This window comes from Massilia sp. LjRoot122, assembly GCF_964252725.1.
In the GTDB taxonomy this organism is placed as follows: domain Bacteria; phylum Pseudomonadota; class Gammaproteobacteria; order Burkholderiales; family Burkholderiaceae_D; genus Telluria.
Genome location: NZ_CAXUPB020000001.1, coordinates 3,145,666 through 3,157,643, shown reverse-complemented (window position 1 = coordinate 3,157,643; position 11,978 = coordinate 3,145,666). Strand labels below are relative to the sequence as shown.

The following is an 11,978-nucleotide window of genomic DNA, read 5'->3' as shown; positions in this document are numbered from 1 at the left end:
AGGGGCGTTCGCATCGCTGCGAACGCCCCTATCTCTTTTATTCTTGCATGCCGACGCGACACGCCGTCGGACACGCGGCCGATTCAGCCCGGCATCGAGCGGTTGCTGTTCAGGTCGACGAAGCCGCGGATGATGCGGTAAGCCGCCCACAGCCAGGCCGCGCCCCACACGACCACGGCAATCGGGATCCCGATGATGGTGGCTGCCATTACCCAGGCGACGATCGACCAGACCAGGTACCACCAGAACGAACGGATCATCCAGCTGTGGTGCGAATACACGATGGTGCCCTGGGTCTCGGGGCGCTTGACGTAGTTGACGATCAGTACCAGGATCGACAGCACACCTGCCGAGAACAGGAAAGTCAGGGCGTGTGCGACATACAGGATGCGCGCGAACTGCTTGGCGTCTTCGGTTCCGCGATCCATTACCAGGTCTTGCGACATCAGCTTTCTCCTCAGTGGGAAACCGGGAACGCCCCGTATGCGACGCATTGTAGCAGCGAGTGCTGCCGTTTTGCCAACATGAGGGCGAGGACGCCTTTCTTCAAGATTAGCGCAGTTGCGATTCGACCCAGGCGACCAGCCGGCCGGCATCCATGGCGCCGGCCTGGCGCGCCACTTCACGGCCTCCACGGAACAGCGCGATCGTCGGGATGCTGCGGATCGCGAACTGGGCCGACAGGTCCTGGCTGCGCTCGGTATCGACCTTCAGCAGGCGCACGGCCGGCTCGAGCCGCTGCGCCGCCTGCGCGTAATACGGCGCCATCATCTTGCAGGGACCGCACCACTCGGCCCAGAAATCGACCAGCACCGGGATGTCGTTGCGCGTGACGTGCTTCGTGAAGCGGGCGCTGTCGACGTCGAGCGGACGGCCGCTGAACAGCGCCTGGCTGCACTTGCCGCACACGGGCGCATCGCGCAGGCGCTCGGCGGCCAGCCGGTTCACCGCATCGCATTGCGGGCAGACGATATGGATGGGGTCGCTCATTGTTTTCTCCTCCGTTCAACATTTGCGATTATTGTAAGCCCATCATCCCACGTCCGCAGGCATGCGCCGCCGCACCCGGGCATTCCGTAGAATCTGGCCATTGCCATTTTTGCCAGACCATGACCGATCAACCGACATCGCCCGGCCGCCTGCTGGTCGGCTGTGCGGGCTGGAGCCTGCCGAAGGCCGACGCCGCCCACTTTCCTGTCGAGGGCAGCCACCTCGAACGCTACGCCGCCGTGTTCCCGGCGGTGGAGATCAACACGTCCTTCTACCGTCCTCACAAGCCCGACACCTACGCCAGGTGGGCGGCCTGCGTGCCGGAAGACTTCCGCTTTGCGGTCAAGGTGCCGCGCACGATCACGCACGAGGCCCGCATGGAGGATGCCGGAGCCCTGCTGGAGCGCTTTGCCGCCGAAGCCGGCCAGCTCGGCAACAAGCTGGGCTGCCTGCTGGTCCAGCTGCCGCCGAAGTTCGGCTTCGTCGACGAGCCGGCGCGCATCTTCTTCCGCCAGTTGCAGGAGCTGTTCGGCTGTGCGGTGGCTTTCGAGGGGCGCCATCCGAGCTGGTTCTCCGAGTCCGCCACCGCACTGCTGCAAGAGAGCGGCGTCACCCGCGTGATCGCCGACCCGGCGGCCGGCCAGCCCGGTCCGCACGTGGCGACCAGCAGCGACACCGTCTACGTGCGCCTGCACGGCAGCCCGCGCATCTATTACTCGCGCTATTCGGCCGAGTACGTCGAGTCGGTGCGCCGCGAGCTGGCGCGCCAGACCGCCGCCGGGCGCAACTGCTGGTGCATCTTCGATAACACGGCGGCCTTCGAAGCCGTGCCGAACGCGCTGCAGCTGCTGCACGGGCTGGAAGGACAGGCAGTGGACGAAGCTGCCATCCTGTCGCCGCCATGGTGAACGCCAGCTTCCGTTTCTACGACGGCCTGGGCGACTTCCTGCCGCGCGAGCGGCGCGGCCGTGAATTCGACACGCCCTGCGCGCGCGAGGCCACCGTCAAGCACATGATCGAGGCGCTCGGCGTGCCGCATACCGAGCTTGAGCTCATCCTGGTGAACGGGGAGCCGGCCGGCTTCGAGCACCTGCTGCGCGAGGGTGACCGGGTAGCGGTCTATCCGGCCTTCGGACAATTCGAGGTGCGCCCGCTGCGGCCACTGCGCGCCTGGCCGGAAGGGCGGCTGCGCTTCGTCGCCGATGCCCACCTGGGCGGCCTGGCCCGGCTGCTGCGCATGGCCGGCTACGACACCCTCTACGACAACCATTACCACGACGACGAGATCGAAGGCATCGCACGCGAAGAGGGCCGGGTACTGCTCACGCGCGACCGCGAGCTGCTCAAGCGCCGCACCGTGGAACTCGGCTGCTACCTGCATGCGATCGATCCGCCCGAACAGTTGCGCGAACTGTTCGCGCGCCTGCGCCTGGGCGGCGGCATGCGCCCGTTCACGCTGTGCCTGCACTGCAACCTGCCGCTGCGGCCCGTTGCCAAGGACGAGGTGCTGGCGCGCCTGCCGCCGCGCGTGGCCGAGACCCACGAGGACTTCACCACCTGCGACGCCTGCGGCCGGGTGTACTGGAAGGGCTCGCACCACGCGCGCATGCAGGGACTGCTGGAGGGCGTGGCGGCCGCGCCGACTGAGGTAAAATTGCCGCCGACCCCAGACTTCATCCCATGACAGCGTGACTGAACCCGTTTCGCCGTTTCCCTTTCCTGTCCGCACAGAGTGCCCACCCGGCGCCTGCGTGTGCGAGCGCGAGCGCGTCATGGCCGACCCGCAGGCCGACCACCGTCCGCTCGCGCTGACGCGCCAGCAGGAACAGAAGCTGGTCGAGCGCATCGAGCGCGTCGAGAGCTACGAGGACCTGAAGCACGTGCAGGCCCTGATCCGGAACAACCTGGGCGCCGAGCTGCGCATCGAGCCGGGACCGAACGAGGTGCGCACGGTGCGCGGCATTATCGTGGTGCTGGAAGAGAAGCCCGGGCTGTGCAAGAAGGCGCGCCAATCGGTGCCGGCCGCCGTGCGCCGCTGCCTGAGCGAACGGCCCGAGATCGCCTATGCGCTGCTCGATGCCCACGACCTGTTCGGCTAGGCCGGAAGCCTAGCCGGCCAGTTGCAAACCGTTCTCTTCGCACCAGCGCTGCAGCGCGGTCCGGGTGACGTCTTCGTGAAAACGTTCCCAGTCTTCAGCTGCGCCGCGCTCTTCCAGCAGGCGGGCGAAGCCTTCGGTGTTCCGGTCGCGGAACAGGTCGCGCACCCTGTCCTGGTCGTCAGCCAGGTAGGTCGCGGCGAAGCGAAGGACGAGTCCGTCTCCGATGCCAAGCGTAGCCGCGGAGGGCACAGGAACGTAGCCTTCGTTACCCCCGCTCGCCGTCGGTATTGGCGCCTCCTCGTCCGTGTACTCGTCGTTCAAGAGGTGGATCATGCCTGTTTCGCGCGACACCATGGCCGTGACCGTACCCCCGCCATCCTCGACCATCATGGCCGCTCCTTCGAGTTCATCCAGATCGACTGTTGGCATGGCTAGTCCTATGCGAGTAATCGGAGATGAGCAGTATGAAGCGGGTAGGCGCGGCACCTGCGCACGGTTGACCGCCAATGAAGAGCGATGGCGAAGCGGCGCCAGGGAGGATCAGATTTCGTCCTCGATCAGCCCAGTCGGTAAGCTTTCCGCATACACCGGAACGGCGGGTAGTTCATCAAGGAAGACCAATCGTTCGCTGCTTAGCACAGCCTCGTCAACTTCATGACAGTCATTTAATTTCTCGAGCATAATTTCTCCCTGTTGCGTGAGCAGATACGACGACAATAAGTGAGTGTCCTGCGCCGCACAATTCAAGAGGGCCTGTATTTCTGTAGGTCTTTCCCTACTCAAGGGTAAGTGCTGCTGCAGCTGCACACTGCCGGCTTGAGATGACGTGACCATGCGACGACGCTTCAGCCCCTAAGGATGTCGGTGGCCACATGGTCGTCGGGCACACCAGCTACCAGGAATATCGCGCCACTGGCGTGGCCGGTCCGCAGCGGCAGGATTGTCTGGTACGCAGGCGATGCGTACCATTGCCGCGCGGCCGTGATGTCGGGAAATTCGATAACGATCAGGTCGCCGTGGAATTCGCCTTCCAGCAGCTCAACGGGATCGCCATGCACCCGGAATTTGCCGCCGAATGGGGCCAGGGTCGCATCGATTCCTTTCAGGTAGGCGACGATGGCTGGGCCCATTTCTACCTGGGTCAAGTGGCCGACCGCGAATGCACTCATGGTGTTCTCCTTCCTCTCATGCGACTGCCGGGATGGCTGTCAGTGAATGCAGTGTCTTCCCGGCCGCGCATCGCGGCAATTACCTGTCACGTAATAGGCAAGCTGGCGCCGCACGCTTTTTGCTTGGCTCTTATACAATGTGGACGAAGCGGCAAGCGCCGCATGTTTCGTTTTCAGGAGAAGAACAATGTCGGGCTACAGCATCAACATCGAACAGAAAACCCTCAGCGGCAACAACTTTCGCGAGGTGTTGTACACCACCAAGCGCAGCCAGCTCGTCATCATGACCTTGCAGCCGGGCGAGGAAATCGGGATGGAACACCATGAGGGCCACGACCAGTTCATCCGCGTCGAAGCGGGCGAGGGCGTCGCGATCCTGGACGGCGAGAAGCATGCGCTGGAAGACGGCGTGGCGCTCGTGATCCCGGCCGGCACCGAGCACAACGTCATCAATACCTCGCAGACCGAGCCGATGCGCCTGTACACGCTGTACACCCCGCCGGAGCATCCGGACGGCATCGTCCACGCCACCAAGGCCGAGGCGGACGAGTACGAGAAGCACCATCACGAGGGTTGATCCAAAAAAAGGGCCGGCATTCCTGCCGGCCCTGGTCGTCCGAGCGTTCGCTCAGCGGCGATAGTGGAAGGGGAAGCGCGTCCCGATGTGGCCACCCCAGCCACGATGGCGTCCCCAGCCGCGGCCGAAGTCGAAGCCGAGGCCGATCGAGATCGGCGGGTAGTAGTAGCGCGGCTGGTACACCGGTTCCGGCACGTAGACGGGCTGCGGCACGTACACCGGCGCCTGCTGCACATAGACCGGCTGCTGCTGCACGATGACCGGCGTGCTGCTGTAGCTCGTGGTGGTGCCGGTCTGGCCGGCAGCTGCGGCGCGCGCGCCCGTGCCGAGCGGGACCGGCGTCACCGACACCACTTGCCACTGGCTCGGGTCGCCCGAGCGGGGATAGCCCTGGCCGGCGTAGGGGTTCGGGCCGGGCGCGGCGCAGCCGGCCAGTACGGCCAGCGACGCGCTAACAATGATGAGTTTCTTCATGGCGGTCCTCCTGATTTTCCCATGATAAGAAAACCCGGTCACCTTGCCGCGCAGCTTTACAGCTTGTTACAACCGCATCACGCCAGCATGGCCGTCAGCTCGCCGAGCGGCACGGCCGCCGCCAGCGCCTGGTAGCCGGCATCGTTCGGGTGCAGCCAGTCGCGGCTGTTGTAGGCGCTGCGCAGGCGTGTCGGCGCCGCCGGATCGCGCAGCACCATCTCCCAGTCGATCAGCGTGTCGAACTCGTTCGCGGAGCGCAGCCAGCTGTTGACCTGCTGGCGCACCGCCTCGCGCGCCGCCGTGTAATAGACGAAGCCGGCCATCGGCGGCAGGGTCGCCCCCATCACCCCGATGCCGCGTGCGTGCGCCCGCGCGATCAGCTGGCGGTAGCCGGCAATCAGGTCGTCGCGCATCTCGCTCAGCGCCGTCCCCGAGGCGTACACGATGTCGTTGATCCCGATCGCCGCGATGACGGCGCTGACGCCGGGTGTGGCAAGCACGTCGCGGTCGAAGCGTTCCAGCACGTCGCGGCCGGCCAGCAGGGCGTTCGGGTCGTCCAGCAGCAGGCGGTTGCCGGCAATGCCGCGGTTGACGACGCCGATCCGGCCCGCCGCACCGAGTTCCGCCTGCAGGCGGCGCGCAAGATAGTCGGGCCAGCGCCGGTTCTGGTTGCCGGTGCTGCCCTGGCCGTCCGTGATCGAATCGCCGATCGCGACTACGCAGCGCGCACCGCCATCGACGTCGAGCTCGGTGAGGAAAGGCCAGGAGGCGATCGAGCGCGAGATGGTGAAGGTGCTGTTGGCCGTGAAATTTCCCGAGGTCGACACGTAGTTGGTCTGCCAGGAATCGCGGTGGATCGAGGTGGCGTACACGGTTCCCGGGAAATACAGGCTGATCGCCACGTCGGCAAAGGGCGTAATCTGCAGGTAGACGGGATCGGACACCATGGGCGAGCCCGGCTGTATGGTGACCGAGGTCCGGCCGCCGAAGGTCAGCGAATGGTTGGATCCGGCCACCACGGCCTGGCCCGCGCTGCGCAGGCCGATCTGCGCCGCGCCGATCGTCAGCGGCGTGCTGCCCATCTCGTTCGACAGCCGCACCCGTACCCGGCTGCCGCCGATGCTGGCGCGCACGATCATGCGCAGCGTTTGCGCCGAAAAACTCATGGTACTGGCCGACGGCGGCGGTCCTGCGGGGGCACAGCCCCAACTCGCACACCAGCCCGGACGCCATGTTTGCGCAGATGCGAGAGGCGGGGCCAGGAGCGATCCTGCCACTGCGGGAAGGCCGCGCAGGAAGTGCCGGCGGCCGGGATGAGGACTGGAAAGAGAACGATGCGACGCGCGGAAAGCCGGGAAAGTCATGGCGTGCTCCTGTCGAATGAGGGGCAGCCGCGGCGCGGCCGCATCACCAACATAGACCAGCAGCGCCACTCATCCAATCGTGCATGCGCCAGCTTTTGCGCTGGCTCGTGCTTTCGCAAAGAACACGCTATGCGTGGGAAACTAATGCAAATGGCGCGGGTTCACGCGCGCATGAAAATTATTTCTGCAAGATTGTCAGCAGGCCATCCAGGCCGGAGAAGTTCAGCGCCACGGATGCCTGCGCGCGCACCACCGGCTTGGCGCGGAAGGCCACCGACAGGCCGGCGATGCCCATCATCCTGAGGTCGTTGGCGCCGTCGCCCATGACGATGGCCTGGGCAGGGTCGATGCCGTATTGCGCGCACACGCGCTGCACGGTGCGCATCTTTTCTTCCGCATCGACGATGCCGCCGAGCACACGGCCGGTCAGCTTGCCGTCCGCCACTTCCAGCACGTTGGCATGGGTCACGTCGAGCGACAGGCGCTGCTGCAGGCGTTCCGTGAAGAAGGTGAAGCCGCCCGACACCAGCAGGGTCTTCAGGCCGGCCGCCCGCACCGCCTGCAGCATCGCTTCGCCGCCCATCGAGATGCGCAGGCGCTCGTCGTAGACGCGCTGCAGGGCGCCGGCGTCGAGGCCTTCGAGCAGGGCCACGCGGCGCGCCAGGCTGGCGGCGAAATCGAGTTCGCCGCGCATGGCCGCTTCGGTGATCTCGGCCACCTGGGGCTTGAGCCCCTGCATGTCCGCGATCTCGTCGATGCACTCGATGGTGATGAGGGTCGAGTCCATGTCCATCGCCACCAGGCCGAAGTCGCGCAGGCTGCGGCCCGCTTCGATGAAGCAGGCATCGACCTGGGCGGCGAAGGCTTCCGCGTCGATGCGCTCCTTGAGTTCGGCGGAGAAGGGAACATCCTCGCAGCGGACGGCGTGGCCGCCGAGGCGGGTCACGCGCGCCGGCCCGGCGATTGCCGCCAGGCGGTCGAGCGTATCGGAAGAGGCCTGCGGCCCCTGAAGCACCAGGTTCATGGTCATGGATTAGGCGAGCAACTGTTTGATGGTCTGTTTTACCTGCGTCACGCGGGCGGCGAGGTCGGGCATGCTGGCGCTGATGCGCAGCTTGTCCTGGCCGGCGAGCTTGATGTGGTGGTTCTTCTGGATCAGGGTGATGATCTTGATCGGGTCGATCGGCGGCTTTTCCATGAACTGCAGATTGGCCGCTTCGCCGTGGGCGTCGATCTTGACGATGCCGACCGCCTTCGCGGCAATCCGCAGGCGGTGGGTCTCGATCAGCGCCTGGACCTGTTCCGGCATCTTGCCGAAGCGGTCGATCAGTTCTTCCTGCATGCCGTCGATCTTGTCCTGGCTGTCGCAATTGGCCAGGCGCTTGTAGATCGACAGGCGCTCGTGCACGTCGCCGCAGTAGTCCGAGGGCAGCAGGGCCGGCACGTGCAGGTTGATCTCGGTGGTGCTCGACAGCGGCGCCGCCAGGTCGGGCTCCTTGCCCGCCTTGAGCGAACGCACCGCCTCGTTCAGCATGTCCGAGTACAGCTGGAAGCCGACTTCGAGCATCTCGCCCGACTGGTTCTCGCCCAGCACCTCGCCGGCGCCGCGGATCTCGAGGTCGTGCATCGCGAGGTAGAAGCCGCTGCCCAGTTCTTCCATGGCCTGGATCGCGTCCAGGCGGCGCTGCGCCTGCTTGGTCAGGCCGCTCACGTCGCTCACCAGCAGGTAGGCATAGGCCTGGTGGTGCGAGCGACCCACGCGGCCGCGCAGCTGGTGCAGCTGGGCCAGGCCGAAGCGGTCGGCGCGGTGCATGATGATGGTGTTCGCGGTCGGCACGTCGATGCCGGTCTCGATGATGGTCGTGCACAGCAGGATGTTGAAACGCTGCGCCACGAAGTCGCGCATCACCTTTTCCAGGTCGCGTTCGTGCATCTGGCCGTGGGCCACGCCGATGCGCGCTTCCGGCAGCAGCGCCGAGAGCGAGGCGCGGCGGTTCTCGATGGTCTCGACCTCGTTGTGCAGGAAGTAGATCTGGCCGCCGCGCTTCAGTTCGCGCAGGCAGGCTTCGCGGATCACGGAGCCGTCCTCGCTGCGCACGAAGGTCTTGATGGCCAGGCGCTTCTGCGGCGCGGTGGCGATGATCGAGAAGTCGCGCAGGCCTTCGAGCGCCATGCCGAGGGTGCGCGGGATCGGGGTCGCGGTCAGGGTCAGCACGTCGACTTCGGCGCGCAGGGCCTTAAGCGCCTCTTTCTGGCGCACCCCGAAGCGGTGTTCCTCGTCGATGATGACCAGGCCCAGGCGGGTGAACTTGACGTCCGGCGACAGCAGTTTATGGGTGCCGATCACGATGTCGAGGGTGCCGTCGGCCATGCCCTTGATCGCGTTGTTGATCTCCTTGCCGGTGCGGAAGCGCGACAGCTCGGCGATCTTGACCGGCCAGTCGGCGAAGCGGTCGGCGAAGGTCTGGGCGTGCTGCTCGGCCAGCAGGGTGGTCGGCGCCAGGATCGCAACCTGCTTGCCGCCCATGACGGCGATGAAGGCCGCGCGCAGCGCCACCTCGGTCTTGCCGAAGCCGACGTCGCCGCACACCAGGCGGTCCATCGGACGGCCCGAGGTCATGTCCTTGATGACGTTGTGGATGGCCTCGGCCTGGTCCGGCGTTTCGTCGAAGCCGAAGCTGCCGGCGAAGTTCTCGTAGTCGATGCTCGAATACTCGAAGGCGTGGCCCTGGCGCGCGGCGCGCCGCGCGTACAGGTTGAGCAGCTCGGCGGCGGTGTCGCGCACCTGTTCGGCGGCCTTGCGCTTGGCCTTGTCCCACTGGCCGGAGCCGAGCGAGTGCAGCGGTGCGTCCTCGGGCGAGGTACCCGAATAACGCGAGATCACGTGCAGCTGCGAGACCGGCACATACAGCTTGGTCTCCTTGGCGTATTCCAGGTGCAGGAACTCGGTCTCGCCTTCGCCCAGGTCCATGCTCATCAGGCCCATGTAGCGGCCGATGCCGTGGTTGATGTGGACCACCGGGTCGCCGATCTTCAGCTCCGACAGGTCGCGCACCATGGATTCGACCTGGCTGGTCGCTTCCTGCTTCTTCTTGCCGGCGCGGCGGCCCGAACCGGCGTACAGCTCGGTCTCGGTGATGAAGACCAGCTGGCCGGCGGCATCCTCGCTCAGCTCGAAGCCGGCCTGCAGCGGCGCGACGCCGAGGGCCAGCTTCGCGCCGGTGGCGCGGAAGCCCTCGAAGCCTTCGACCGGGGCCAGCTCCAGCCCGTACTCGTGGAAGTACTGCTGCAGGGTCTCGCGGCGGCCGGCCGAATCGGCGGCGATCATCACCCGCGTATCGGTACGCAGCAGGTAGGCGCGCAGATTGGTGAGCGGATCGTCCAGGCGGCGGTTGACCGAGATGTCGGGCAGAGGCGCGGACAGCTCCGAGGCCGGCGCGGCGGGATCGCGCGCGATGGTCCAGCGGCCATGCGGCTTGGCGCAGGTGAAGAACTGCTCGGCGCCCAGGAACAGCTCGCGCGGCTCGAGGATCGGCCGTTCGCGGTCGCTCTTGAGGAACTTGTAGCGCGACTCGGTATCGAGCCAGAAGCGCTGGATGGCCGCTTCGATGTCGCCCACCAGGGCCAGCGTGGCATCCGGCGGCAGGTAGTCGAACAGGGTCGCCGTCTCTTCGAAGAACAGCGGCAGGTAGTACTCGATGCCGGCCGAGGCGATGCCGCTGCCGATATCCTTGTAGACCGGCGAGCGCGAGGGATCGCCCTCGAAGCGCTCGCGCCAGCGGCCGCGGAAGGCGGTGCGGGCCGCTTCGTCCATCGGGAACTCGCGCCCCGGCAGCAGACGCACTTCCTTTACCGGATACAGTGAGCGCTGGGTGTCGGCATCGAAGGTACGGATCGATTCGATCTCGTCGCCGAACAGGTCGAGGCGGTAGGGCAGGACCGAGCCCATCGGGAACAGGTCGATCAGGCCGCCGCGCACCGAGTATTCGCCCGGCGACATCACCTGCGACACATGGGTATAACCCGCCAGGGTCAGCTGGGCCTTGAGCTTCGCTTCGTCCAGGCGTTCGCCCTGGCGGAAGAAGAAGGTGTAGGCTGCCAGGAAGGACGGCGGGGCCAGCCGCACCAGTGCGGTGGTGGCCGGTACCAGCAGCACGTCGCACTGGCCGTTGCGGATCTCGTGCAGGGTGGCGAGGCGTTCCGAGACCAGGTCCTGGTGCGGCGAGAACGCGTCGTAGGGCAGGGTTTCCCAGTCAGGCAGCAGGTGGCAGGACAGTTTGCCGTCCGCGAACCAGGGAATCTCGTCGAGCAGGCGCTGGCCGTCGCTGGCATTGGCCACGAGGACGGTGAGCATCTGCTGCTTGTCCTTGAGCGCCAGCGCGGCGGTGGCGAGCGCATAGGCGTCGCCGGAGCCGTGCAGCGTCGGCAGGGCAAAACGGGTTCCGGGCTTGGGAAGATTTTTCTTGAGATCGAAGGGCATTGAGCGCGCAGTGACGTTCGCAACAGTGGCTGACCATTATAGACGAATGGTCGGGCGCTTGCCGGGGCAGGACGCCTCGGGAAGCAGCCGTCACGGGGCCGGTGCCTTTGGCGAGCGAGGTGAAGAATGAGAAGTGCAATGAGGCATTTTAACGATCCGGGCGCGGTGGCCCAATACCACCAGGGACCGCCGCGGCTGGTGCCGGGCTTTTGCGACCTGCAGCGCATGGCCCTGGTGCTGCTGGCCGAGCGCGCGCCGCCTGACGCGCGGGTGCTGGTGCTGGGCGCGGGCGGCGGGCTGGAACTCAAGGCATTCGCCGATGCCCAGCCGGGATGGACCTTCGACGGCGTGGATCCTTCGCATGAAATGCTGGCGCTGGCGCAGGACACCGTCGCCGAGCACGCCGATCGCATCCATCTGCACGAGGGTTACGTCGACGTGGCCCCGGACGGCCCTTTCGATGCCGCGGCCTGCCTGCTGACCATGCACTTCATGCCGCTGTGCGAGCGCCGCCACGCGCTGCGCGCCATCCGCCAGCGCCTGCGGCGCGGGGCGCCCTTCGTGGTGGCCCACATGAGCTTTGCGCAGGACGAGGACGAGCGCGCGCTGTGGCTGGCGCGCGACGAGGCCTATGCGGTGGCGGCCGGCGCGCCGCCCGAGGAAGCGCAGCACCGGCGCGAAGTGATCGAGCGGGTGCTGCCGGTGCTGGCGCCGCAGCAGGACGAGGCACTGCTGCGCGAAGAAGGCTTCAAGGATGTGAGCATGTTCTACGCGGCGGGTGTGTTCCGCGGATGGATCGGGTATGCGTGAGTGGCGCGGGGCGAT

The 11,978-nt window shown here is 66.4% G+C and carries 14 protein-coding genes; 5 read left to right on the top strand and 9 right to left on the bottom strand.

Going from position 1 to position 11,978, the window contains the following annotated elements:
- Nucleotides 1-83 precede the first annotated feature (83 nt).
- Together ACSQ25_RS13735 and trxC are read right to left on the bottom strand one after the other, a co-directional pair.
- Entirely contained in the window at nt 84-446 is a 363-nt protein-coding gene (locus tag ACSQ25_RS13735; protein ID WP_436106241.1) for a DUF4870 family protein, read from the bottom strand.
- Nucleotides 447-552: 106 nt separating this feature from the next.
- A complete protein-coding gene (gene trxC / locus ACSQ25_RS13730) occupies nt 553-990 on the bottom strand; it encodes a thioredoxin TrxC (RefSeq protein ID WP_436106240.1) in 438 nt (145 codons plus the stop codon).
- A 119-nt stretch (nt 991-1,109) separates the two neighbouring features.
- On the opposite strand from trxC, the gene ACSQ25_RS13725 reads away from it, so the two are divergent.
- From ACSQ25_RS13725 to ACSQ25_RS13715, 3 genes are read left to right on the top strand one after another with little or no spacing between them, the layout of a single operon-like run.
- The gene (locus tag ACSQ25_RS13725; protein ID WP_436106239.1) at nt 1,110-1,898 is read left to right on the top strand and encodes a DUF72 domain-containing protein; all 789 of its coding nucleotides are present in this window, start codon (nt 1,110-1,112) and stop codon (nt 1,896-1,898) included.
- The gene (locus ACSQ25_RS13720; RefSeq protein ID WP_436106238.1) at nt 1,892-2,674 is read left to right on the top strand and encodes a Mut7-C RNAse domain-containing protein; all 783 of its coding nucleotides are present in this window, start codon (nt 1,892-1,894) and stop codon (nt 2,672-2,674) included. The genes ACSQ25_RS13725 and ACSQ25_RS13720 overlap by 7 nt, the downstream gene beginning before the upstream one ends.
- A 4-nt stretch (nt 2,675-2,678) precedes the next feature.
- Nucleotides 2,679-3,089, top strand: coding sequence for a hypothetical protein (locus ACSQ25_RS13715; protein ID WP_436106237.1), 411 nt, complete (start codon nt 2,679-2,681; stop codon nt 3,087-3,089).
- Between the two features lie 9 nt (nt 3,090-3,098).
- Here ACSQ25_RS13715 and ACSQ25_RS13710 read toward each other — a convergent pair whose 3' ends face one another.
- The 3 genes from ACSQ25_RS13710 to ACSQ25_RS13700 form a co-directional block, all read right to left on the bottom strand.
- Nucleotides 3,099-3,518: a hypothetical protein gene (locus ACSQ25_RS13710; RefSeq protein WP_436106236.1), complete on the bottom strand. Its 420-nt coding sequence runs from the start codon at nt 3,516-3,518 to the stop codon at nt 3,099-3,101.
- Nucleotides 3,519-3,629: 111 nt separating this feature from the next.
- The gene (locus ACSQ25_RS13705; protein ID WP_436106235.1) at nt 3,630-3,770 is read right to left on the bottom strand and encodes a hypothetical protein; all 141 of its coding nucleotides are present in this window, start codon (nt 3,768-3,770) and stop codon (nt 3,630-3,632) included.
- A 164-nt stretch (nt 3,771-3,934) separates the two neighbouring features.
- Nucleotides 3,935-4,258 (bottom strand): DUF1330 domain-containing protein, encoded by a 324-nt coding sequence (locus tag ACSQ25_RS13700; protein ID WP_436106234.1) that lies wholly within the window; start codon nt 4,256-4,258, stop codon nt 3,935-3,937.
- A gap of 187 nt (nt 4,259-4,445) precedes the next feature.
- Here ACSQ25_RS13700 and ACSQ25_RS13695 point away from each other — a divergent pair, with 187 nt between their 5' ends.
- Complete coding sequence (locus ACSQ25_RS13695; RefSeq protein ID WP_436106233.1) at nt 4,446-4,835, top strand: cupin domain-containing protein; 390 nt, start codon at nt 4,446-4,448, stop codon at nt 4,833-4,835.
- A gap of 51 nt (nt 4,836-4,886) precedes the next feature.
- On the opposite strand, the gene ACSQ25_RS13690 is transcribed toward ACSQ25_RS13695, so the two are convergent.
- The 4 genes from ACSQ25_RS13690 to mfd form a co-directional block, all read right to left on the bottom strand.
- Nucleotides 4,887-5,309, bottom strand: coding sequence for a hypothetical protein (locus ACSQ25_RS13690; RefSeq protein ID WP_436106232.1), 423 nt, complete (start codon nt 5,307-5,309; stop codon nt 4,887-4,889).
- A gap of 77 nt (nt 5,310-5,386) precedes the next feature.
- Nucleotides 5,387-6,475 (bottom strand): SGNH/GDSL hydrolase family protein, encoded by a 1,089-nt coding sequence (locus tag ACSQ25_RS13685; protein WP_436106231.1) that lies wholly within the window; start codon nt 6,473-6,475, stop codon nt 5,387-5,389.
- 376 nt (nt 6,476-6,851) lie between these two features.
- The gene (serB, locus tag ACSQ25_RS13680) at nt 6,852-7,697 is read right to left on the bottom strand and encodes a phosphoserine phosphatase SerB (protein ID WP_436106230.1); all 846 of its coding nucleotides are present in this window, start codon (nt 7,695-7,697) and stop codon (nt 6,852-6,854) included.
- Nucleotides 7,698-7,706: 9 nt separating this feature from the next.
- The gene (mfd, locus tag ACSQ25_RS13675) at nt 7,707-11,153 is read right to left on the bottom strand and encodes a transcription-repair coupling factor (RefSeq protein ID WP_436106229.1); all 3,447 of its coding nucleotides are present in this window, start codon (nt 11,151-11,153) and stop codon (nt 7,707-7,709) included.
- Between the two features lie 138 nt (nt 11,154-11,291).
- Here mfd and ACSQ25_RS13670 point away from each other — a divergent pair, with 138 nt between their 5' ends.
- Nucleotides 11,292-11,963, top strand: a complete 672-nt coding sequence (locus ACSQ25_RS13670) for a class I SAM-dependent methyltransferase (RefSeq protein ID WP_436106228.1) — start codon at nt 11,292-11,294, stop codon at nt 11,961-11,963.
- Nucleotides 11,964-11,978: the final 15 nt, after the last annotated feature.